The organism is Variovorax sp. 10N432 (assembly GCF_056394465.1).
Window position 1 is genome coordinate 60,319 of the sequence record NZ_JBFTHX010000008.1, and the last position, 20,920, is coordinate 81,238.

Genomic DNA, 20,920 nt, shown 5'->3' on the forward strand with positions numbered 1-20,920 from the left:
GATCGGCCTAGGCCCCGGTCGCCGCCCGGGTAGCCTCCAGGTGCAAGCGGGCCCGCTCGGCCAGCGCCATCTCTCCCGGCGTGCCGGGCGTGAAGCTGTCGACCGGCAGGGTGCGGCCGTGGGAGTCGACCGAGACGAAGACCACCAGACATTCGGTGGTCTTGTGCATCTCGCCGCCCTTCATGTCGCCGCTGCGCACCTCGACCGAGATGTTCATGCTGCTGTTGCCGGTGTAGGCAAGGCGGGCCTCGACCTCGACCAGGTCGCCGATCATGATCGGGCGATGGAAGCGGATGCTGCCGATGAAGACCGTCACGCAGTAGCGCTTGGACCAGCTGGTCGCGCAGGCGTAGCCGGCCTCGTCGATCCATTTCATGACGGTGCCGCCGTGGACCTTGCCGCCGAAGTTGACGGTGCTGGGTTCGGCCAGGAAGCGCAGGGTGATGGACGACATGGATGGCCTGGGCGTGGAGTGGATCGAGGACGCCGATTATGCGAGCGCCACGGCGACCTGATACAAATGCGCCGGCCTGTCTTAACAATCGCGAGACAAAAAATGAAATCCCTCCTGTCGTTGATCGCCGCCGGCGCCGCGGCCCTGTTGTCCACCACGGTGGCGGCCCAGGCGCCGGCCACGGACTTCCCGAGCAAGCCGGTGACCATCGTCACGCCCTTCGCCGCCGGCAGCGGGCCCGATGCGGTGCTGCGGCTGATCTCCGACAAGCTCGGCCGGCTCTGGAACCAGCGCGTGCTGGTCGACAACAAGCCCGGCGGCGGCGGCTTCATCGCGATCGAGCAGGCCCGGCGCGCCGCACCCGACGGCTACACGCTGCTGCAGCTCGACAGCGAGCACATCGCCGCCCTGCCGCACCTGTACAAGTCGCGCAACTTCGTGACCTTGCAACACTTCGATCCGGTGGCCTCGCTGTTCCGCACGCCCTTCTTTGTCGCGGTGCCGACCGATTCGAAGTGGAAGACCATGGGCGACCTGGTCGCCGCCGCCAAGGCGCAACCGGGCCAGATCAGCTACGGCTCGTGGGGTGTCGGCAGCCCAGGCCACCTGGGCGGCCAGCAGCTCGAGTCGCTGACCGGCACCCACATGCAGCACGTGCCCTACCGCGAGGTCTCGCAACTGTTCGCCAACGTGGGTTCGGGCGAGGTGGCGTGGAGCTTCGCCAGCCTGCCGTCGAGCCAGGGCATCTACAAGGCCGGCAAGCTGCGCTACATCGCGATCGCGGCGCCCAAGCGCATCCCGCAGATGCCCGACGTGCCGACCATGGCCGAATCCGGCGGCCCGGCCGGGCTGGAGGTGAACTCCTTCGTCTCGCTGCTGACGCCCAAGGGCGTGCCGGCGGCGATCCGGGCCCGGATCAACGCCGATGTCGCCAAGGTCATCGCCGACCCCGAGATCCGGGCCCGCTTCGATACCTTCGCCTTCGAGCCGCTGGCCTGGTCGCCCGAGGAGATCGAACGCAACGCCGAAGTCAAGTCGAAGATCTACGGCGAGCTCGTGCGGCGCGGGAACATCAGCCTCGAATGACGTCTCGTTACAAGACAGGGCTATCCTTGGGTTCTCGTTCGTTCCTCATTCCTCCTTCCCCCATGCATCCCTCCAAGAGAGCCCTCCTGATCGCTGCCGCCTGCGGCATCGCCACCGCTGCCCTGCCGTTCGCCGCCTCGGCGCAGAGCGCTGCCTGGCCCACCAAGCCGATCCGGCTGATCGTCGGCTTCCCTGGCGGCTCGACGCCCGACATCGCGGCCCGCGCCATCGCCGAGCCGCTGTCCAAGGCGCTCGGCCAACCGGTGGTGGTCGACAACAAGCCGGGCGCCTCGGGCAACATCGCGGCCGACCAGGTGGCCAAGGCAAGCGACGACCACACGCTGGGCATCGTCATCAACGGCAACCTGACCTCGTCGAAGATGCTGTATCCGAAGCTGCCCTACGACCCGGGCAAGGACTTCACCTACCTGTCGCTGATCGCCACCGCGCCGCTGGTGCTGGTGGGCCAGGCGAGCCTGCCGACCGGCGCCGCCTTCTTCGACGCCGCGCGCAAGGGCGGCGACAAGTGGAGCTACGGCTCGGTCGGCGTCGGCTCGGTCGGCCACCTCGGCATGGAGCTGCTCAAGAGCAAGGTGCCGGGCCTGAAGGCCGAGCACGTGCCCTACCAGGGCAACCCGCAGGTCATGACCGACCTGATCGGCAACCAGATCCAGATGGCGCTGATCCCGCCCGGGGTGGCGCTGCCGCAGATCAAGGCCGGCAAGGTCAAGGCGGTCGGCCTCACCAGCGGACGCAGCACGCTGGCGCCCGACGTGCCGGCGCTGGCGGACGCGGGCGTGCGCGACTTCAACCTCGAAGTCTGGACCGCGCTGGTCGGCCCGGCCAACCTGTCGAAGACGGCGCAGGACCGCATCACGAAGGAACTGGCGATCATCATGAAGTCGCCCGACGTGCGCCAGAAGCTGTTCGAGCAGGGCTGGCAGGCGGTCGGCACCTCGCCCGACGGCATGCGCGCGCGGGTGAAGGAAGAGGCCGCGATCATGACCAAGATCATTTCCACCAACGGCATCAAGCTCCAGTGAGCCAGACAGTCGTCGAACCGCAACGCACGCTGCCGGTCTACGGCGAGTACGACGTCGTCGTGGTCGGCGGCGGGCCGGCCGGCATCGCGGCCGCGGTGAGCGCGGCGCGCCACGGCGCCCGCACCTTGCTGGTCGAGCGCTACGGCTTCCTCGGCGGCATGGGCACCGCCGGCGGTGTCACCAACTTCGCCGGCCTCTACGGCCGGCGCGACGGCGAGATGACCCAGCTGGTGCACGGCGTGGCCGACGAGCTGCTGGCGCGCATCGACGCCCTGGGCGGCCTCAACAAGCCGCAGGACGGCATGCAGGGCCGCATCCGGGTGCGCTCCTACGACACCTCGGTCTACAAGTGCGCGGCCGACCGGCTGCTGCTGGACGCCGGGGTGGAACTGCTGTTCCACGCGCTGGCTGCCGCGGTGGTGATGGACGGCGCGCGCATCGCGGCGCTGGTGGTCGAGACCAAGTCGGGGCGCCAGGCGATCCGCGCCAATGCCTTCGTCGACGGCAGCGGCGACGCCGATGTCGCGGCCTTCGCCGGCGTTCCCTTCGCGGTCGGCGATGGCCACGGCAGCGGCCTGTTCCCCTCGACCATGTTCCGGGTCGGCCATGTCGAGGCGGCGCGCGCACTGGCCGCAGTGGGCGAGTTCAAGGCCATCAACGACCTGATGGCGCAGGTGCGCGAACGCGACCCGGAGGCCTACCGGTTTCCGCGCGAGGGCGCGATCCTGCGTCCGCAGATCGACCCGCGCGAATGGCGCGCCAACGTGACGCAGATCCGCAATGCCGAAGGCGGCGCGATGAACGGCGTCGATGCCCGCCAGCTGAGCGACGGCGAGGTCGAGGGCCGGCGCCAGATCGGCGAGTTCTTCAGGTTCCTGAAAGCCGAGGTGCCGGGCTTCGAGCAGTCGGCCATCGTCGAGATCGCGCCCCAGGTCGGGATCCGCGAGACCCGGCGCATCGAGGGGCTGTACGCGCTGAGCGGCGAAGACATCCTGTCGTCGGCGCGCTTCGACGACAGCATCGGCATCAATGCCTGGCCGATGGAAATGCACGCGGCGGGCCGGATCGAGTGGGCCTTTCCGCGCGACGAGCGGCGCACCTTCAACCAGCTGCCCTGGCGCATGCTGGTGCCGCGCGGGGTCGACAACCTGCTGGTGGCCGGCCGCTGCGCCTCGATGACCCACGAGGGCCAGTCGGCGGCGCGCGCCAGCGGCGGCTGCTTCGTGATGGGGCAGGCCGCGGGCACTGCCGCGGCGGCCCTGGGCGCCGGGCGCTTCGCCGAGGTCGAGGTGCCGGCGCTGCAGCGCAAGCTCGCGGCCGACGGCGCCGACCTGGATCGCTGAACATCGGCTGACAGGCGCGGGACAGCGCGGCGGCCGGGTCTTTGCTATCGTGGCAGGCTCCCGTTTTCCCGCCTCCCCGATGATTGATCCTTCCACCGCCGCCCGCGTCGTCGCCGACCTGGTCGATCTCATGCGCCTCGAAACCCTGGGCGCCGACCGCTTCCTGGCCCAGAGCGAGGACATCGGCACCCCCGCCGTCTTCGGCGGCCAGGTGCTCGGCCAGGCACTGATGGCCGCCAGCCGCACGGTCGAGGCCGACCGGCCGGCCCACTCGATGCACGCCTATTTCCTGCTGCCCGGCGAGCATGCGCCGATCGAATATTCGGTCGACCGCGTGCGCGATGGCCGCAGCTTCACCACCCGCCACGTGGTGGCGCGCCAGGGCGAGCGCATCATCTTCGAGATGTCGGCCTCGTTCCAGACCGTCGACGACGGCGTCGAGCACCAGCTGCCGATGCCCGCCGCGGCCGGCCCGGAGGGCCTGGCGAGCGAACTCGAGCAGCGCATCGCGATGGGCGAGCGCCTGCCCGCGCGCTGGCGCGACAAGGGCCTCGTGCCGCACGGGCTCGAATACCGCCGGGTCGACCCCGACGACCTGCTCGCGCCCGCGGTGCGGCCTTCCGAGAGCGCGCTCTGGATGCGCGCCATCGCGCCGCTGCCCGACGACCCCAACGTGCACCGTGCGCTGCTGGCCTATGCCTCGGACCATGGCCTGCTGGGCGCGGCCATGCGGCCGCACGGGCTCAGCTTCATGAGCGGCCAGGTGCGGCCCGCGAGCCTCGACCACGCGATGTGGTTCCATCGCGATTTCCGGCTCGACGACTGGCTGCTGTACAGCCTCGATTCGCCGAGCGCGAGCGGTGCCCGCGGCTTGTGCCGCGGCAGCATCTTCGCGCGCGACGGCCGGCTGGTCGCTTCCACCGCCCAGGAGGGGATGCTGCGGGTGCGGCGCCCCGAAAGCGCATGAGTCTTCTCTTCTCGCCTTTCTCGCTCGGCCCGCTGGCGCTGCGCAACCGCATCGTGATCGCGCCGATGTGCCAGTACTCGGCCGAGGACGGCAACGCGGCCGACTGGCACCTGATCCATCTCGGGCAGCTCGCGCTGTCGGGCGCCGGGCTGCTGATCATCGAGGCGACCGCGGTCGAGGCGCTGGGGCGCATCACGCTCGGCGACCTCGGCCTCTACACCGACGACAACCAGGCGGCGCTGGCGCGGGTGCTGGCGGCGATCCGGCGCCATTCGCGGATCCCGGTCGCGATCCAGCTCGGTCATGCCGGGCGCAAGGCATCCAGCCATGTGCCATGGGCAGGCGGCCAGTGCCTGGCGCCGGCGGAAGGCGCCTGGCAGACGGTCGCGCCGTCGGCCCTGCCGCACGCGCCCGGCGAGCCCCCGCCCACGGCGCTCGATGCCGACGGCCTGGCGCGCGTCAAGGCGGCCTTCGTGCGGGCGGCGCAGCGCGCCGACGCGCTCGGGCTCGATGCCATCGAGCTGCACGCGGCGCACGGCTACCTGCTGCACCAGTTCCTGTCCCCGATCGCGAATCGCCGCGAGGACGAATTCGGCGGCTCCCTCGAGCGGCGCATGCGCTTCCCGCTGGAGGTCTTCGAGGCCGTGCGTGCCGCCGTGCCGCAGCGCATGCCTGTCGGGGTCCGGATCTCGGCCACCGACTGGGTCGAGGGCGGGTGGGACGTCGACCAGAGCATCGCCTTCGCCCAGGGGCTCGCGCAGCGCGGCTGCAGCTTCATCCACGTGTCGTCGGGCGGCGTCTCGCCGCAGCAGAAGATTCCGGTCGGCCCTGGCTACCAGGTGCCGCTGGCCGAGCGCATCCGCGCCGCGGTCGACATGCCGGTCATCGCGGTCGGACTGGTCACCGAGCCGCAGCAGGCCGAAGCCATCGTCGCGGCCGGGCAGTCCGACCTGGTGGCGCTGGCCCGTGCCATCCTGTTCGAGCCGCACTGGCCCTGGCGCGCCGCCGCCGAGCTCGGGGGCCAGGTCGAGGCGCCGCCGCAGTACTGGCGCTCGCAGCCGCGCGAGCTGAAGGCCCTGTTCGGGGACGCCCGCATCGGCCAGCGCTGACTGCGCAGTGGCCGCTACCTGAACGGGTTGGCGGTCGCGAACCACAGGCCGATGCCGGTGGCGATGATGAAGGCGCCGTCGGTGACGCCGGCGATCAGGAAGAACAGCGTCTGCAGCGTGTCCTTGAGCTCGGGCTGCCGTGCCGTGCCTTCCAGCAGCTTCGCACCCACGATGCCGATGCCGATGCACGAACCCACGGCGGCGATGCCGATGAGGAGGGCCACTGCGAGGGGGAGGATGTCGAAGCCGGTCATGATGCGCTTTCGTTGGCCTGGAAGGTTCGGCCTGGTGGCTGCCGGTGCCACCCTGGCCCCGGCTCGCATCCAATGTCGCCGAGGCCCTGCGCGGCGTCGATGACCTCGCAGGTCATGGCGCGGCCGATGGTCAGTTCCCGCACTGATTGCTGCAGCAGCGCTTTCGGATTCATCTCATGGTGACGGGGCGCCGCGCCTGTCCCAATAAGGAGCTGCGCTCGGATTCCGGCGTCGTCAAACCTTTTTTGCTTCACCATGTTCCCTCAGTTCTTCGGGTTGGCTGGCAGTCAGACGCCCTTGCTGCTCGTTCTATTCGATGTCTCTTGCGCCCTGTTCACGGGTGGGTCGGTCTCCAGGATCCTCAGTCGCGAGCGACGCCGACGCCAGCGCCGCGAGGCGGCATCGCACCACTACGCCCGCTGCATGGAAGATTTTCCCGAGCTGGCGCAATGAGCTAGCTGCCCAGCAGGCGCTTCAGGTAGCGCCCGGTGTGGCTGGCCTCGTTGGCGGCGATGTCTTCAGGCGTGCCGACGCCCACCACGGTGCCGCCGCCGGCACCTCCTTCGGGGCCCATGTCGATCACCCAGTCGGCGGTCTTGATGACGTCGAGGTTGTGCTCGATCACCACGATCGTGTTGCCGGCATCGCGCAGCTGGTGCAGCACCTTCAGCAGCAGCTCGATGTCGGCGAAGTGCAGCCCGGTGGTCGGCTCGTCGAGGATGTAGAGCGTGCGGCCGGTGTCGCGCTTGCTGAGCTCGAGCGCCAGCTTGACGCGCTGCGCTTCGCCGCCCGACAAGGTGGTCGCCGACTGGCCGAGCTTGATGTAGCTGAGGCCGACGTCGAGCAGGGTGCGCAGTTTGCGCTCGATGGTCGGCACCGCCTTCAGGAAGTCGTGCGCGGTCTCCACCGTCATGTCGAGGATCTGCGCGATGTTGCGGCCCTTGTAGAGCACCTCCAGCGTCTCGCGGTTGTAGCGCTGGCCGTGGCAGACCTCGCAGGGCACGTAGACGTCGGGCAGGAAGTGCATCTCGACCTTGACCACGCCGTCGCCCTGGCAGGCCTCGCAGCGGCCGCCTGCGACGTTGAAGCTGAAGCGGCCCGGCCCGTAGCCGCGCTCGCGCGCGGTGTTGGTCTCGGCCATCAGCTCGCGGATCGGCGTGAAGAGACCGGTGTAGGTCGCCGGGTTGCTGCGCGGCGTGCGGCCGATCGGCGACTGGTCGACGTTGATCACCTTGTCGAAGTATTCGATGCCCTCGATCGCCTCGTGCGCGGCCGGCTCTTCATGCGCGCGGTACAGCGTGCGGGCGACCGCGCTGTAGAGCGTGTCGTTGACCAGCGTCGACTTGCCTGAGCCCGAGACGCCGGTCACGCAGGTCAGCAGGCCGACCGGGAAGGCGACGCTGACGTCCTGGAGGTTGTTGCCGCTGGCGCCGATGACGCGGATCTCCTGCAGGTCGGTCTGCGAGGCCAGGTGCGCCGCTTCGCGCGCCGCGCGGCGCTCGGCGGCGGGGCTGGGCGGAAAGCGCGGGGGCTTCTTGCCTTCGTGGAAGGCCCGTGTCGCCACCACCGGCAGCCACGGCGTACGGCGCGCGGGCACCTCGATCTTCTTCGCGCCCGAGAGGTACTGGCCGGTCAGCGAATCGGCGCTGGCTGCGACCTCGGCGTAAGTGCCCTGCGCCATCACCCGACCGCCATGGATGCCGGCGCCCGGCCCCATGTCGATCACGTGGTCGGCGGCATGGATCATGTCCTCGTCGTGCTCGACCACGATCACGCTGTTGCCGATGTCGCGCAGATGGCGCAGGGTGCCGATCAGCCGGTCGTTGTCGCGCTGGTGCAGGCCGATGCTGGGCTCGTCGAGCACATACATCACGCCCGTCAGGCCGGAGCCGATCTGAGAGGCCAGCCGGATCCGTTGGGCTTCACCGCCCGACAGCGTCTCGGCGCTGCGGTCCAGGCTCAGGTAGTTGAGCCCGACGTCGTTCAGGAACTTGAGCCTGAGCCCGACCTCGCGCACCACCTTGTCGGCGATCTCGGCCTTGGCGCCGCGCAGCTGCAGCTGCTGGAAGTAGGCGAGGCTGTCGCGCAGCGTGGCGCGGCTGATCTCGTAGATCGCCATGCGCTTGGGCTCGGGCCCGGACTCGTCGACCAGGAACACGTTGCGCGCCTCGGGCCGCAGGCGGCTGCCTTCGCAGTCGGGGCAGGGCTGCATGTTGCGAAAGCGCGAGAGGTCTTCCCGCACCATCGTCGAATCGGTCTCGCGGTAGCGCCGCGCCATGTTCGGGATGATGCCTTCGAAGGGGTGCTTGCGCACCAGCTTCTTGCCGGCCTGCTGGCCGCTGTCCATCACGTAGCTGAACTTGATCTCTTCCTGCGCCGAGCCGTGCAGCACGGCCTGCTGGACCGAGGCCGGCAGCTCCTCGAAGGGCTTGTCGATGTCGAACTTGTAGTGCTTGGCCACGCTCTCCAGCATGCTGAAGTAGTAGCCGTTGCGCCGGTCCCAGCCCTTGATCGCGCCGCTCGCGAGGCTCAGCGACGGGAAGGCGACGACCCGCGCCGGGTCGAAGAACTCGCGATGTCCCAGGCCATCGCAGCTCGGGCAGGCGCCCACCGGCGAGTTGAACGAGAACAGCCGCGGCTCCAGTTCGGCCAGCGAGTAGTGGCAGATCGGGCAGGCGAACTTGGCGTTGAACAGGTGCTCGCGTGGCGCGGCGGGCGTGCTGCCCTCGGCCGCCGGCGTTGCCATCTCGAGCGCGATCGCGCGGCCGTCGGCCAGCCGCAGCGCGGCCTCGAAGCTCTCGGCCAGCCGCTGCTGCATGTCGGGGCGGGCGCGCAGGCGGTCGATGACCACGTCGATGTCGTGCTTCTCGGTCTTCTTGAGCTTTGGAAGGTCGTTGTATTCGTAGGTCTGGCCGTCGACCCGGAAGCGGATGTAGCCCTGGGCCTGCATCTCGGCGAACAGTTCCAGGAACTCGCCCTTCTTCTCGCGCGCCACCGGCGCCAGGATCATCAGCCGCGGCTCGTCGGGCAGCGCGATCACGGCATCGACCATCTGCGACACGGTCTGCGCCTGCAGCGGCAGGTGGTGTTCGGGGCAGTAGGGCGTGCCGGCGCGGGCGTACAGGAGGCGCAGGTAGTCGTGGATCTCGGTCACCGTGCCGACGGTCGAGCGCGGGTTGTGGCTGGTCGCCTTCTGCTCGATGCTGATCGCCGGCGACAGGCCCTCGATCATGTCGACGTCCGGCTTGTCCATCAGCTGCAGGAACTGCCGCGCATAGGCCGACAGGCTCTCGACGTAGCGGCGCTGGCCCTCGGCGTAGAGCGTGTCGAAGGCCAGGCTCGACTTGCCCGAGCCCGACAGGCCGGTGATCACCACCAGCTTGTTGCGCGGAATGTCGAGGTCGACGTTCTTGAGGTTGTGCGTGCGCGCGCCGCGGATGCTGATGCGCTGCTGCGCCAGCACGGCGCCGAGGTAGGCGTCTTCGGGGGGGAGATTCACGGGGCGGTCGATTTTGGGCAACCGGACATGATAAGTCCCCGGAGCTTTCAGGGCACGGGCGGGGAATCTTCCGATTCCGCGGGCTCATCCTGCCGCGGCGGCAGGGGTGCCCCGATCGCCTGGGTCACCATGAAGTCGGCCAGCACCTCGTAGAGCGGCCGGGTGATCATCCGCGCCACCAGGCTGGCGCCCATCGCGCAGGCCATCAGGCTCAGCACCATCGAATGGCCGTCGACCATCTCCATCACGATGATGAAGGCGGTCAGCGGCGCCTGGGTCACGGCGGCCAGGAAGCCGGCCATGCCCATCGCGATCAGGGCCGGCCGCAGCGCCGGGCCGGCCAGCTGCGACAGGCCCTCGCCGATGCCGGCACCGATGGTCAGCGAGGGCGCGAAGATGCCGCCCGGCACGCCGCACCAGGCGGTGAGCCAGGTGGCGATGAACTTGAGCAGGGTCTGCAGCGGCGTGAAATCGCCCTGGCCGGCCAGCAGCTCCTTGACGGTCTCGGAGCCCGAGCCGAAGGTCGCGCCGCCCGAGGCCAGGCCGATCACGGCCACCGCCAGCCCGAGCCCGGCCGCGAATCGCACCGGCCAGCGCTGGCGCCAGCGGTTCAGCCGCTCCGGCGCAGCGGTCAACGAACTGGCCATCAGCTTGGAAAACAGACCGCCTGCCACGCCCGCGACCAGTGCCACCCCCAGGCCCGGGCCGAGGACGTCGATGCCCAGGCGGGGCACCTTGATGACGCCGAAGTAGCTGAAATTGCCGAACACCGAGACCGCCACCAGGCCGGCCAGCACGATGGCCGTGATGATGAGGCCGCTGGCCTTGGCCTCGATCCGGCCCGACAGCTCCTCGATCGCGAACACCACGCCGGCCAGGGGCGCGTTGAAGGCGGCGGCGATTCCGGCCGCGCCGCCGGCCAGGATCAGCGAGCGCCGGTTGATCGTGGTGCCCGGCGACAGCCAGCGCCGCGAATGCTGCAGCAGGCCGGCCGCGACCTGCACCGCCGGCCCTTCGCGACCGATCGACAGCCCGGCGCCGAAGCCGGCGACCGCCAGGCCGATCTTGGCCAGCGTCAGGCGCAGCGACACGAAACGGCTGCGCAACCCGTGCGGCAGCGCCGGGTGCAGCGCGGCCTTGACCTGCGGAATGCCCGAGCCGCTGGCGGCCGGGGCCCAGCGGCGCGTGGCCCAGACGATCGCCGCGGTGGCGGCGGGCGTCCACAACAGCACCGCCCAGGGATGGCTGCCGTACAAGCCGCGGAACAGCGCGAAAGCCCGGTCGCTGGCGATCGTGAACCCGACCACGAACAGGCCGGCGGCCACTGCATAGCCCAGCACGATGGCGCGGTCCAGCCACTGACGGCCGCCGGACAACTCGGCGCGCAGGTTCTCGAGGAAGTCGGGTTCGCGATTCATTGGGAAAGTGGAGCGATTGTCTCAGGCGGCATGCGGCACAATCCTGGGTTTTCCTTCTCCTTCACCACTTCATCAGGGGCAGTGCATATGGCATCGGTCAATAAAGTCATCCTCGTCGGCAATCTGGGACGCGATCCCGAAACCCGCACCTTTCCCAGCGGCGACCAGGTCTGCAACGTGACCCTCGCCACCACCGACAAGTGGAAAGACAAGCAGAGCGGCGAAATGCGCGAGGCTACCGAGTGGCACCGCCTCGTGTTCAACGGCCGGCTGGCCGAGATCGCCGCGCAGTACCTGCGCAAGGGCTCGCAGATCTACGTCGAAGGCCAGATCCGCACGCGCAAGTACAACGACAAGGACGGCGTCGAGAAGTACGCCACCGACATCCGCGTCGACCAGATGCAGATGCTGGGCAGCCGCCAGGGCCAGGGCGGTCCGTCGGGTGGCGGTGACGACGACGGCGGGTACTCGCAGGGCGGCGGCGGTGGCGGTGGCGGCTACTCGCGCCCGCCGGCAGCGGCGCCTCGCGCGCCTGCGGCGGCACCGGCAGCGCGCCAGGCGCCGGCCAAGTCGTCGTCGGGCTTCGACGACATGGACGACGACATCCCGTTCTGATCTCGACCTCCGTCGATCCGCAGACCCAAGGGCCGGTTCTCCACCAGAACCGGCCCTTCGCATTTCGGCGATGATCTGACGCCCCCCGCCAGGAGCCGGAGCCATGTCGATCCCCCCATCGCCGCCGTCCCGCGCCAAGGTCCGCTCGCTGGCCATCCTCCTGCTGTGCCAGGTCGGCGCCATGACCGTCTGGTTCTCCTCCGCCTCGGTGGTCGCGACCGTCAAGCAGACCCAGGCGGTGAGCGCCCAGGCGGCGGCGCTGCTGACCAGCGCGCTGCAGGTCGGCTTCGTCGCCGGCACCATCTTCAGCGCCGTGCTCTCGCTGGCCGACCGCTTCGATCCGAGGCGCCTGTTCATGGCCTCGGCGCTGGTCGCGGCCGCCGCCACCGCCTGGCTGGTGTTCCTGCCGCCGACCGGCCCGCTTGTGTATGCCTTGCGCTTTCTCACCGGCGTCTGCATGGCCGGCGTGTATCCGGTCGGCATGCGGCTGGCGGCGACCTGGGCCCAGGGCGACCTCGGCTTGCTGATCGGCCTTCTGGTCGGAGCCCTGACGCTGGGCTCGGCCAGCCCGCACCTGCTGGCGGCCAGCGGCGGGCTGGACTGGCGCCTGGTCTACGGCGTCGCCGCGGCCTGCGCCGCGCTCGCGGGCGTCGCCGTGCTGGCCTGCGGGATCGGCCCGCAAATGGCCCGCGCCGCCCGGCTCGACCCGACGAAGTTCATGCAGGCCTGGCGCGACCCGGCGGTCCGGCTGGCCAACCTGGGCTACCTGGGCCACATGTGGGAGCTGTATGCGATGTGGGCCTGGCTGGCCGTGTTCCTGCAGGCCAGCTTCGCGCTCAGCGGCCGGCCCGATGCCGCCCACCAAGCCAGCCTCTGGACCTTTGCCGCGGTGGCGTCGGGCATGCTGGGCGCCTGGGGCGGAGGCCTGTTGGCCGACCGCATCGGCCGGACCGCGGTCACCATCGGCGCCATGGCCGCCAGCGCCAGCTGCGCGCTGCTGATCGGATGGCTGCTGGGGGCCTCGCCCTGGATCGTGGTTCCGGTGGCGCTGCTGTGGGGCGTGACCGTGATCGCCGACTCGGCCCAGTTCTCGGCCAGCATCGCCGAACTCGGCGACCCGGCCTCGGTCGGCACCCTGCTGACCATCCAGACCTGTACCGGCTTCCTGCTGACGCTGGTCAGCATCCACCTGGTGCCCGACGTGGTGGCCCTGGCCGGCTGGCCCGGCGCCTTCAGCATGCTGGCCGTCGGGCCGCTGCTCGGCTGCGTGGCGATGTACCGGCTGCGGCAGCGGCCGCAGGCGCTTCGGCTGGCCGGCGGGCGGCGCTGAAGCCTTGCCCTAGCCCAGGAAAGTCACGGCACCGTTCGACAGGTCGTACATCGACCCGACGATCTTGATCTGCCCTTTCTTCTCGAGGTCCGAGAGGGTCGGGCTGCCGCTGCGCAGCGTGTCGATGGTCTGCTGCACGTTGGTTCGCGCCACTGCGTCGACGAAGGCCGCGTTCTTGCTGGTTCGCTCGCCCGCGTAGGTCGTTGCCGCCACGGCCGGCTTGATGGTGTCGAGCAGGCCGGTCAGGTTGCCGAGCTGCACGTTGTCGATGGCACCCTTGATCGCGCCGCAGGCGGTGTGGCCCATCACGAGCACGACCTTGGCGCCGGCGGCCGCGCAGGCGAACTCCAGGCTGCCCATCAGGTCCTTGTTGGCGATGTTGCCGGCGATGCGGGCGTTGAAGGTGTCGCCGATCCCCATGTCGAGGATGATCTCGGCCGGCGCGCGCGAGTCGATGCAGCTCAGGATCACCGCCGCCGGGAACTGGCCCGATGCGCTGGACCGCTTCTGCGCCAGGTAGTCGTGCTGCGTCGTCTTGCCGGATCGGAAGCGCTGGTTGCCCCGCTTCATCATCTCGATGATCTGGTCGGGGGTCAGCGCGTCGCGCTGGGCCTGGCTCAGCGAGGCGGCCTGGGCGTCCTCGGTGCGCAGGCCGATGCCGGCCATCAGCACGGCGGCGCCGGTGCCGGCGCCGGCCTTCAGCCAGCTCCGCCGGCCGCAGCAATCCTGGATCGATGTCATGGGCGCTCCTCTGTGGTTGTCCGGCCGATGATGCGGCGATCGATGCCGAAAATCCAGCCGGCGCGCGGCGCTAGAAGACGCGCTTGACAAAGGTTGGCGAGCCATCGATGCTCGCCGCCGGATGTGTTCCATGGACTCGGCCGACGCGCACGACACATCGTGGGAACCCATGAGAACAACAAAATCTGGAGGTTGGACGGGCACTTCGGTTCCGCCCTGTTGACCCTGCATGAGCACTTCGCAAGACCAGAAGCTTTCGCGTGGCGCCCTGATCGCGCTCGTCGTCGGGTCCATGATCGGTTCGGGCATCTTCGCGCTGCCTTCGGCCTTCGGCCGTTCGACCGGCGGCCTCGGCGCACTGATCGCATGGGCCATCGCCGGCACCGGCATGCTGATGCTCGCGCTGGTCTTCCAGACCCTGTCGATGCGACGGCCCGACCTCGACACCGGCATCTATGCCTATGCCAAGGCCGGCTTCGGCAACTACCTCGGCTTCGCGTCCGCGGTGGGCTACTGGATCGGCTGCTGCCTGGCCGACGTCGCCTGCCTGGTGCTGATCAAGGCCACGCTGGGCCAGTTCTTCCCGGTCTTCGGCGACGGCTCGACCGCGGTCGCGATCGTCTCGGCTTCCGTGATCTTGTGGGGCGTGCATGTGCTGGTGCTGCGCGGAGTCAAGGAGGCGGCGGCGCTCAACACCATCGCGACCGTGGCCAAGATCGTGCCGATCGCGGTCTTCCTGGTGGTCGCCGCCGTCGGCTTCAAGGCCGACATCTTTGCCTGGAATTTCTGGGGCGGCGAGGAGCGCAGCCTGTCGAGCGTCGCAGGCCAGGTCCGCAACACCATGCTGGTGACGGTGTTCGTTTTCGTGGGCATCGAGGGCGCCAGCGTCTATTCGCGCCACGCCAAGAAGCGCGAGGACGTCGGCGCCGCCACCGTGCTCGGATTCCTGGGCGTGCTGTGCCTGCTGATCCTGGTCACGATGTTCTCGTACGGCGTGCTGCTGCGGCCCGACCTGCAGGCCCTGCCGACACCCGCGATGGCTGGCGTGTTCGCCTCGATCGTCGGCCCGTGGGGCCTGGTCTTCATCAGCGTCGGGCTGTTGATCTCGATCCTCGGCAACTACCTGTCGTGGTCGCTGCTGGCGGCCGAGGTGCTGCATTCGGCGGCCAAGAACCAGACCATGCCGAGCTTTCTCGCCCGCGAGAACGCCAACAAGGTGCCGTCCGCCGCGCTGTGGCTGACCAACATCGTGATCCAGCTCTTCCTGCTCGTGACCTGGTTCGCCGAGTACGCCTTCACGATGGCGCTGAAGATGACGAGCTCGATGACGCTCATCCCCTATCTGCTGGTCGCCGCCTACGGGCTCAAGCTCGCATGGACCGGCAAGACCTACGAGCAGGACAGCCGCAGGCGCACGGGCGACTGGGTGCGCGGCGCCATCGCGACGCTCTACGCCGCGGGCATGCTGTATGCGGGCGGCCTGAAGTTCCTGCTGCTCTCGGCGATCCTCTACGCGCCGGGCACCATCCTGTACTTCCTCGCCCGGCGCGAGCAGAAGGAGCGGATCTTCACCGGGCCCGAGACGCTCGTCTTCGGCGTGTTGGTGCTCGCTGCGCTGGCGGCGCTGTGGGCGCTGGTGTCCGGTTCGATCACGGTGTAGTGTGAGGGTGACCATGCCGATCCCCGTCTCGACCCGATGGCTCGCCGCATTGTCTTGGCTGATGCCGCTGGCGGCACTGGCGCAAACGGCCTCCACCTTGCAGGCGGTCAACATGCGGGCCGGTCCCGACCGCGTTTTCCCGGTCGTGAGCTGGCTGCCGGCGCGCACGCCGGTGCGGGTGTTCGGCTGCACCACGCGCTGGCGCTGGTGCGATGTCGCCGCCGGCCGCAACCGCGGCTGGGTCGATTCGCGCTATCTCTCGAATGCGGTGCGGCGGGCGCCGATCGTCAATTTCTCGGTGCCGACCTACTGGGACCGGCACTACCGCGGACGGCCCTGGGACGTCGATCGCAACCAGTGGTCGAACTGGCGTTCGCCCGGGTTCCGGCCGCCGCCGCCGCCGCCGATGCGGCCGCCTCGATGAACCACGCCGCTTCGCATTTCACCAAGGAGAGACCCCTCATGCACCGCTTCGTCTACATCGTGCTGATCGTGATCCTGGCCGGCATCGTCCTGCTGTTCAAGTTCCAGAACCTGGAGTCGGCGACCGTCTCGCTGTTCTCCATGAGCATCACGCTGCCGATCTCGGTGCTGGTGCTGCTGATCTACGTGCTGGGCATGTTCACGGGCGGCTTCGTGCTCAGCCTGCTGCGCTCGCTGGCGCACGGCGCCACGCGCCGGCCCTGAAGCCGCGCCTCTCATTTCTCGATTTCTCAACAAGCTAGAAAGACCTCCATGAGCAATTTTTGGGACCTGATTCAATTGCTGCTGTCGACCTTCGTCCTGATCGTCTACCTGCTCATCCTGTTCCAGATCATCGGCGACCTGTTCCGCGACTCGGAGATGGGCGGCGGATCGAAGGTGCTGTGGATCATCGGCCTGGTCGTGATCCCGGGCCTCACGGCGATCCTCTACATCGTGATCCGCGGCCGCGGCATGGCGGAGCGGCAGCGTGCCAGCCTGCAGCGCGCCAAGTCCGACACCGACGCCTACATCCGCGAAGTGGCCGGCAAGTCGCCGGCCGAGCACATCGCGGATGCCAAGGCGCTGCTGGACGCCGGCACCATCACGCCGGAAGAATTCGCCAGGCTCAAGGCCAAGGCCCTGGCCTGAGCGGCGCGCCGACGCGCGTCAGAGCAGGTCCTCGGGCACCAGCGGCTGCAGCAGCAGCCGCTGCAGCGCGCTCCATGGCGACACTCCGGGCTCCGTTTCGACGCCCTGGTCGTCGTCCTCGTTCGGCGACACCCACGCGAGCGTGCTGCCCTGCGTCTCCAGCCGCAGCGCGTAGGCCTCGTTCTTCATCGCGTCGATCAGGCGCAGCGCTTCCCTGGCCAGTGCCGGGCTGTCGATCGCGACCCCGAGCTCGGTGTTGCGTCGCGCCGAGCGGGGGTCGAGGTTGAGCGAGCCGAGCAGCACCACTTCCTGGTCGATCACCATCAGCTTCGCGTGCAGGCGACCGTGCGACGAGCCGCTGAAGAAGGGCTGGCTCGCATTGGCGGAGGGCTGGGCGCTGATCTCGTACAGCCTGACGCCGGCGCGCAGTATCGGCCGCCGGTAGCGCGCATAGCCGATGTTGACCAGCGCCGAGTCGTTGGCCGACAGCGAGTTGGTCACCAGCGTCATCTCGACGCCCTTGCGCCGCAGGCTGTGCATCACCGCCATGCCGCGCGTGCCGGGCACCAGGTAGGGCGAGCTCACCACCAGTTCGCTGCGGCTGCCGAGCATCTGGCCGACGGCCCCGGTCATCAGGCTGCCGTCCTCGAGCTCGTCGCCGATCTGCAGCCGCTTGGACGGCTGGTCGGCGACGCCGTAGGCGAGGCCGGGAACCAGGCTCAGCCGATTCGCCGCCAGCTCCTTGCCGACCGGCTCGCGTCCCAGCAGGTCGCGCGCGGGCAGTCCGGAATCGATCGGTGCCGCGCCGTCGGGCAGGAGGCGCGCGAGCGCGGCCATGCGCGTGGACTCGGGGCCAAGGGGGCGCACCAAGAACTTGGCCGGAAAGGACTCCTCGCTGTTCCAGTAGCGGTCGAAGAGCACGCCGAGCTGGGGCACCACGCGGCCCGCGGCGATGGCGTCGAGGTCGATGAAGTTCGCCACCGGATCGCGGCCGAAGTAGGCGTCGGCGATGTTGCGGCCGCCGACGATCGCCAGCGCGCCGTCGGCGATCATCAGCTTGTTGTGCATCCGGTGATCGAGCCGGGGCAGGTCGCCGAGCGAGGTCACGATGCGCCCGGCCAGGCTCTGGCGGGCGCAGCAGAACGGGTTGAACAAGCGGATCTCGAAGTTCGGCAGGTCGACCAGCGCCGCCAGCAGCGGCTCGGCGCTCGCGCTGTTGAGATCGTCGAGCAGCAGCCGCACGCGCACCCCGCGCTGGGCGGCGTCGCGCAGCGCGGCGAACACGGCACGCCCGGACTCGTCGTTGTCCATGATGTAGACCTGCAGGTCCAAGGTGCGCGTGGCGCGGCCGATCAGCGCCAGCCGGGCATCGAGGCCGTAGGCGCCCAGCGGCAGCAGCCGGAAGCCCGACTGGGCGCTGGGCGGCAGCGCGGACTCGGCCAGCCGGGCCAGCGGGCTCTCGTCCGGCGCGGCGGGAAGACTGGTCGACACCGGCCGCTCCACGCCTGCCGGCAGCGAGCCGCAAGCGCCCAGGGCCAGGGCCAGCGCAAAACCAAGCATGCAGGAACCGAAGCGTCGCCAATTCATGGCCCCAAGCCTACCCGGTGGCGGGCCAATATCCCTTCGGCGCTTGAATCCGGCCGATCCGCGCCAAGATAGCGGCATGATTCCGTTTTCAATCCTCGATCTCTCCCCCGTCACCGAAGGCAGCGATCCCGCGCAGTCCTTTCGCAATTCGCTGTCGCTGGCGCGGCATGGCGAGAAGCTGGGCTACCGCCGCTACTGGCTGGCCGAGCACCACGGCATGCCGGGCATCGCGAGCGCGGCCACGGCGGTACTGCTGGCCCACATCGGCGCCGGCACCTCGACGATCCGGATCGGCGCCGGCGGCGTGATGCTGCCGAACCATTCGCCGCTGGTGATCGCCGAACAGTTCGGCACCCTGGAATCGCTGTACCCGGGGCGCATCGACCTCGGCCTCGGCCGCGCGCCCGGCTCCGACCAGCGCACCGCGCAGGCGCTGCGGCGCGACCTTCAATCCGATTCGGACCAGTTCCCGCAGGACGTCGTCGAGCTGATGGACTTCATGTCGAAGGAACCGCGCCAACCGGTGCTCGCGGTGCCTGGCCGGGGGCTCGAGGTGCCGGTGTGGATCCTCGGATCGAGCACTTTCGGTGCCCAGCTCGCGGCCCATCTCGGCCTGCCCTATGCCTTCGCCTCGCACTTCGCGCCGCAGCAGCTGATGCAGGCGATCCGCATCTACCGCGAGACCTTCAAGCCCTCGGCGCAGCTGGCCAAGCCTTACGTGATGCTGGGCTTCAACGTGTTCGCGGCCGAGACCGACGAGGAAGCCGCGTTCCGCGCCACCTCCTGGCAGCAGGCCTTCGTCAACCTGCGCAGCGGCCGGCCGGGCCGCCTGCCGCCCCCGGTCGCCAACTATCGGCAGAAGGTCGGCCCGGCCGAGAACGCCTTGCTCGATTCGGTGCTGTCGTGTTCGGCGGTGGGGTCGCGCGACACCGTGCGCGCCGGCATCCAGGCCTTCGTCGAGCGCACCGGTGCGGACGAGCTGATGATCACCTCGCAGGTCTTCGACCACGAGGCGCGGCTGCGCTCCTACGAGATCCTGGCCGAACTCCGCGACCAGGTGCCCGCGCGCTGAATTGACCCGCCGCCGGCACCGGCTTGGCCGGTGCTGGGACAATGCCAGCCCTATGGAAAAGCAGCGCATCGTGGTGGGCCTGAGCGGCGGAGTCGACTCCGCGGTCACGGCGCACCTGCTGAAGCAGCAGGGCCACGAGGTGGTCGGCATCTTCATGAAGAACTGGGAAGACGACGACGACAGCGAATACTGCTCGTCGAACATCGACTTCGTCGACGCCGCCAGCGTGGCCGACGTGCTGGGCATCGAGATCGAGCACGTCAATTTCGCCGCCGACTACAAGGACCGCGTGTTCGCCGAATTCCTGCGCGAGTACCAGGCCGGCCGCACGCCGAATCCCGACGTGCTGTGCAATGCCGAGATCAAGTTCAAGGCCTTCCTCGACCACGCGATGCGGCTCGGCGCCGAGAAGATCGCCACGGGGCACTACGCACGCGTGCGCCTCAATGCCGCCACCGGCCTGCACGAGCTGCTCAAGGGACTCGATCCGGCCAAGGACCAGAGCTATTTCCTGCATCGCCTGAACCAGCAGCAGTTGTCGAAGACGCTGTTCCCGGTCGGCGAGCTGCACAAGACCGAGGTGCGGCGCATCGCCGACGAGATCGGCCTGCCGAACGCGAAGAAGAAGGACTCCACCGGCATCTGCTTCATCGGCGAGCGCCCTTTCCGCGAGTTCCTCAACCGCTACATCTCGAAGGAGCCGGGCCCGGTGCGCGACGAGCGCGGCCGCCAGATCGGCGAGCACCAGGGCCTGAGCTTCTACACGCTGGGCCAGCGCCAGGGGCTGGGCATCGGCGGCATCAAGGCCAAGGGCGCCCGGCGCGGCGCCGGCGACCACGCGCCATGGTTCGTGGCGCGCAAGGATGTCGCCGACAACACGTTGTGGGTGGTGCAGGGTCACGACCATCCGTGGCTGCTGTCGTCGGCGCTCGAGGCCGACGATGCGAGCTGGGTCTCGGGCCAGGCGCCGGCGCCCGGCGCGCTGGCCGCCAAGTCGCGCTATCGGCAGGCCGACGCGTCCTGCCGGATGGGCGAGGGGTGCGATGGCGCCTTCCGCCTCGAATTCGACGAACCGCAATGGGCCGTCACACCGGGCCAGTCGGCGGTGCTGTACGACGGCGAGGTCTGCCTCGGCGGCGGCGTGATCGCGAACTGATCGCCAACTAGATCACCGACGGATCGATCCGCACCAGCTCCAGCGGGTAGCGCTTGCCGGCCGCGTGGTCTTCGACGCCTTGCAGCACTAGCGGGCTGCGATGCCGCGCCACGCTGGCGCGGATTTCATCAATCGTCATCCACAGCGTGCGGACGATGCCGTGGTCGAGCGGCCGCGCCGGCTCGAAGGCGCCGAGCGTGCCCGTGAAGGCGAAGCGCAGGTAGGTGATGTCTTCGGGCTGCCGGGTGCGGGCCAGGTAGATGCCGACCAGGGCTGTGGGGCTGAAGTGGTGGGCGGTTTCTTCCAGTGTTTCGCGCACGCAGCCCTGGACGGGCGATTCGCCGCGGTCGAGATGCCCGGCCGGGTTGTTCAGCCGCAGGCCGTCGGCCGTGTCTTCTTCGACCAGCAGGTAGCGGCCCTGCCGCTCGATCACGGCGGCCACCGTGACGTTGGGTTTCCAGCGCTTCGCCATG

The 20,920-nt window shown here is 69.4% G+C and carries 21 protein-coding genes; 13 read left to right on the forward strand and 8 right to left on the reverse strand.

What is annotated here, in order from left to right:
* Positions 1–7 precede the first annotated feature (7 nt).
* Positions 8–454, reverse strand: coding sequence for an acyl-CoA thioesterase (locus tag AC1DF3_RS11810; protein WP_286509763.1), 447 nt, complete (start codon positions 452–454; stop codon positions 8–10).
* Positions 455–556: 102 nt separating this feature from the next.
* On the opposite strand from AC1DF3_RS11810, the gene AC1DF3_RS11815 reads away from it, so the two are divergent.
* The 5 genes from AC1DF3_RS11815 (at position 557) to AC1DF3_RS11835 (ending at position 6,002) form a co-directional block, all read left to right on the forward strand.
* Positions 557–1,540, forward strand: coding sequence for a Bug family tripartite tricarboxylate transporter substrate binding protein (locus AC1DF3_RS11815; protein ID WP_478139719.1), 984 nt, complete (start codon positions 557–559; stop codon positions 1,538–1,540).
* Between the two features lie 62 nt (positions 1,541–1,602).
* Positions 1,603–2,583, forward strand: coding sequence for a Bug family tripartite tricarboxylate transporter substrate binding protein (locus tag AC1DF3_RS11820; protein WP_478139720.1), 981 nt, complete (start codon positions 1,603–1,605; stop codon positions 2,581–2,583).
* Entirely contained in the window at positions 2,580–3,926 is a 1,347-nt protein-coding gene (locus AC1DF3_RS11825) for an FAD-dependent oxidoreductase (RefSeq protein WP_478139721.1), read from the forward strand. Before AC1DF3_RS11820 ends, AC1DF3_RS11825 begins: the two co-directional genes overlap by 4 nt.
* 79 nt (positions 3,927–4,005) lie before the next feature.
* Positions 4,006–4,893: an acyl-CoA thioesterase gene (locus tag AC1DF3_RS11830; protein WP_286533505.1), complete on the forward strand. Its 888-nt coding sequence runs from the start codon at positions 4,006–4,008 to the stop codon at positions 4,891–4,893.
* Complete coding sequence (locus AC1DF3_RS11835) at positions 4,890–6,002, forward strand: NADH:flavin oxidoreductase/NADH oxidase (protein WP_478139722.1); 1,113 nt, start codon at positions 4,890–4,892, stop codon at positions 6,000–6,002. The genes AC1DF3_RS11830 and AC1DF3_RS11835 overlap by 4 nt, the downstream gene beginning before the upstream one ends.
* A 14-nt stretch (positions 6,003–6,016) precedes the next feature.
* Here AC1DF3_RS11835 and atpE read toward each other — a convergent pair whose 3' ends face one another.
* The 4 genes from atpE to AC1DF3_RS11855 form a co-directional block, all read right to left on the reverse strand.
* Entirely contained in the window at positions 6,017–6,256 is a 240-nt protein-coding gene (gene atpE / locus AC1DF3_RS11840) for a F0F1 ATP synthase subunit C (RefSeq protein ID WP_286509773.1), read from the reverse strand.
* Complete coding sequence (locus AC1DF3_RS11845; RefSeq protein ID WP_478139723.1) at positions 6,253–6,513, reverse strand: hypothetical protein; 261 nt, start codon at positions 6,511–6,513, stop codon at positions 6,253–6,255. Before AC1DF3_RS11845 ends, atpE begins: the two co-directional genes overlap by 4 nt.
* 197 nt (positions 6,514–6,710) lie before the next feature.
* Entirely contained in the window at positions 6,711–9,755 is a 3,045-nt protein-coding gene (gene uvrA, locus AC1DF3_RS11850) for an excinuclease ABC subunit UvrA (RefSeq protein ID WP_478139724.1), read from the reverse strand.
* A 47-nt stretch (positions 9,756–9,802) separates the two neighbouring features.
* Positions 9,803–11,173, reverse strand: a complete 1,371-nt coding sequence (locus AC1DF3_RS11855; protein ID WP_478139725.1) for a chloride channel protein — start codon at positions 11,171–11,173, stop codon at positions 9,803–9,805.
* Positions 11,174–11,260: 87 nt separating this feature from the next.
* Between AC1DF3_RS11855 and ssb the strand changes: the two genes are divergently transcribed.
* Complete coding sequence (gene ssb / locus AC1DF3_RS11860; protein ID WP_286533514.1) at positions 11,261–11,788, forward strand: single-stranded DNA-binding protein; 528 nt, start codon at positions 11,261–11,263, stop codon at positions 11,786–11,788.
* Between the two features lie 103 nt (positions 11,789–11,891).
* Positions 11,892–13,118: an MFS transporter gene (locus AC1DF3_RS11865; RefSeq protein ID WP_286533515.1), complete on the forward strand. Its 1,227-nt coding sequence runs from the start codon at positions 11,892–11,894 to the stop codon at positions 13,116–13,118.
* A 9-nt stretch (positions 13,119–13,127) separates the two neighbouring features.
* Here the strand turns inward: AC1DF3_RS11865 and AC1DF3_RS11870 are convergent, their stop codons facing one another.
* Positions 13,128–13,859 carry a carbonic anhydrase family protein gene (locus tag AC1DF3_RS11870; protein WP_286533516.1) on the reverse strand — a complete coding sequence of 244 codons (732 nt, stop codon included), beginning with the start codon at positions 13,857–13,859 and terminating at the stop codon, positions 13,128–13,130.
* A gap of 229 nt (positions 13,860–14,088) precedes the next feature.
* On the opposite strand from AC1DF3_RS11870, the gene AC1DF3_RS11875 reads away from it, so the two are divergent.
* Genes AC1DF3_RS11875 through AC1DF3_RS11890 form a run of 4 tightly spaced genes read left to right on the forward strand, consistent with a single transcriptional unit; the run spans position 14,089 to position 16,632 of the window.
* Positions 14,089–15,519 carry a basic amino acid/polyamine antiporter gene (locus tag AC1DF3_RS11875; RefSeq protein ID WP_286533518.1) on the forward strand — a complete coding sequence of 477 codons (1,431 nt, stop codon included), beginning with the start codon at positions 14,089–14,091 and terminating at the stop codon, positions 15,517–15,519.
* A 13-nt stretch (positions 15,520–15,532) separates the two neighbouring features.
* Positions 15,533–15,943, forward strand: a complete 411-nt coding sequence (locus AC1DF3_RS11880) for an SH3 domain-containing protein (RefSeq protein ID WP_478139726.1) — start codon at positions 15,533–15,535, stop codon at positions 15,941–15,943.
* 38 nt (positions 15,944–15,981) lie between these two features.
* A complete protein-coding gene (locus tag AC1DF3_RS11885; RefSeq protein ID WP_286519871.1) occupies positions 15,982–16,206 on the forward strand; it encodes a LapA family protein in 225 nt (74 codons plus the stop codon).
* A 48-nt stretch (positions 16,207–16,254) separates the two neighbouring features.
* Entirely contained in the window at positions 16,255–16,632 is a 378-nt protein-coding gene (locus tag AC1DF3_RS11890) for an SHOCT domain-containing protein (protein ID WP_286533520.1), read from the forward strand.
* Positions 16,633–16,650: 18 nt separating this feature from the next.
* Here the strand turns inward: AC1DF3_RS11890 and AC1DF3_RS11895 are convergent, their stop codons facing one another.
* Positions 16,651–18,192, reverse strand: coding sequence for a phospholipase D-like domain-containing protein (locus AC1DF3_RS11895; protein WP_478139727.1), 1,542 nt, complete (start codon positions 18,190–18,192; stop codon positions 16,651–16,653).
* Between the two features lie 103 nt (positions 18,193–18,295).
* Between AC1DF3_RS11895 and AC1DF3_RS11900 the strand changes: the two genes are divergently transcribed.
* Complete coding sequence (locus tag AC1DF3_RS11900; RefSeq protein WP_478139728.1) at positions 18,296–19,291, forward strand: LLM class flavin-dependent oxidoreductase; 996 nt, start codon at positions 18,296–18,298, stop codon at positions 19,289–19,291.
* 52 nt (positions 19,292–19,343) lie between these two features.
* On the forward strand, positions 19,344–20,447 hold the full coding sequence (mnmA, locus tag AC1DF3_RS11905) for a tRNA 2-thiouridine(34) synthase MnmA (protein WP_478139729.1): 1,104 nt from the start codon (positions 19,344–19,346) through the stop codon (positions 20,445–20,447).
* 7 nt (positions 20,448–20,454) lie between these two features.
* Here the strand turns inward: mnmA and AC1DF3_RS11910 are convergent, their stop codons facing one another.
* Positions 20,455–20,919, reverse strand: coding sequence for an NUDIX hydrolase (locus AC1DF3_RS11910; protein WP_478139730.1), 465 nt, complete (start codon positions 20,917–20,919; stop codon positions 20,455–20,457).
* Position 20,920 lies beyond the last annotated feature (1 nt).

Excerpts from the sequence above, each read along its gene's own strand:
- AC1DF3_RS11855 (WP_478139725.1), bottom strand. The coding sequence starts at position 11,173 with ATGAATCGCGAACCCGACTTCCTCGAGAACCTGCGCGCCGAGTTGTCC.
- AC1DF3_RS11910 (WP_478139730.1), bottom strand. The coding sequence starts at position 20,919 with ATGGCGAAGCGCTGGAAACCCAACGTCACGGTGGCCGCCGTGATCGAG.
- AC1DF3_RS11830 (WP_286533505.1), top strand. The coding sequence starts at position 4,006 with ATGATTGATCCTTCCACCGCCGCCCGCGTCGTCGCCGACCTGGTCGAT.
- atpE (WP_286509773.1), bottom strand. The coding sequence starts at position 6,256 with ATGACCGGCTTCGACATCCTCCCCCTCGCAGTGGCCCTCCTCATCGGC.
- AC1DF3_RS11895 (WP_478139727.1), bottom strand. The coding sequence starts at position 18,192 with ATGCTTGGTTTTGCGCTGGCCCTGGCCCTGGGCGCTTGCGGCTCGCTG.
- AC1DF3_RS11845 (WP_478139723.1), bottom strand. The coding sequence starts at position 6,513 with ATGGTGAAGCAAAAAAGGTTTGACGACGCCGGAATCCGAGCGCAGCTC.
- AC1DF3_RS11820 (WP_478139720.1), top strand. The coding sequence starts at position 1,603 with ATGCATCCCTCCAAGAGAGCCCTCCTGATCGCTGCCGCCTGCGGCATC.
- AC1DF3_RS11870 (WP_286533516.1), bottom strand. The coding sequence starts at position 13,859 with ATGACATCGATCCAGGATTGCTGCGGCCGGCGGAGCTGGCTGAAGGCC.
- mnmA (WP_478139729.1), top strand. The coding sequence starts at position 19,344 with ATGGAAAAGCAGCGCATCGTGGTGGGCCTGAGCGGCGGAGTCGACTCC.
- AC1DF3_RS11835 (WP_478139722.1), top strand. The coding sequence starts at position 4,890 with ATGAGTCTTCTCTTCTCGCCTTTCTCGCTCGGCCCGCTGGCGCTGCGC.
- AC1DF3_RS11810 (WP_286509763.1), bottom strand. The coding sequence starts at position 454 with ATGTCGTCCATCACCCTGCGCTTCCTGGCCGAACCCAGCACCGTCAAC.
- AC1DF3_RS11900 (WP_478139728.1), top strand. The coding sequence starts at position 18,296 with ATGATTCCGTTTTCAATCCTCGATCTCTCCCCCGTCACCGAAGGCAGC.
- AC1DF3_RS11875 (WP_286533518.1), top strand. The coding sequence starts at position 14,089 with ATGAGCACTTCGCAAGACCAGAAGCTTTCGCGTGGCGCCCTGATCGCG.
- AC1DF3_RS11865 (WP_286533515.1), top strand. The coding sequence starts at position 11,892 with ATGTCGATCCCCCCATCGCCGCCGTCCCGCGCCAAGGTCCGCTCGCTG.
- AC1DF3_RS11880 (WP_478139726.1), top strand. The coding sequence starts at position 15,533 with ATGCCGATCCCCGTCTCGACCCGATGGCTCGCCGCATTGTCTTGGCTG.
- AC1DF3_RS11885 (WP_286519871.1), top strand. The coding sequence starts at position 15,982 with ATGCACCGCTTCGTCTACATCGTGCTGATCGTGATCCTGGCCGGCATC.
- ssb (WP_286533514.1), top strand. The coding sequence starts at position 11,261 with ATGGCATCGGTCAATAAAGTCATCCTCGTCGGCAATCTGGGACGCGAT.
- AC1DF3_RS11890 (WP_286533520.1), top strand. The coding sequence starts at position 16,255 with ATGAGCAATTTTTGGGACCTGATTCAATTGCTGCTGTCGACCTTCGTC.
- AC1DF3_RS11815 (WP_478139719.1), top strand. The coding sequence starts at position 557 with ATGAAATCCCTCCTGTCGTTGATCGCCGCCGGCGCCGCGGCCCTGTTG.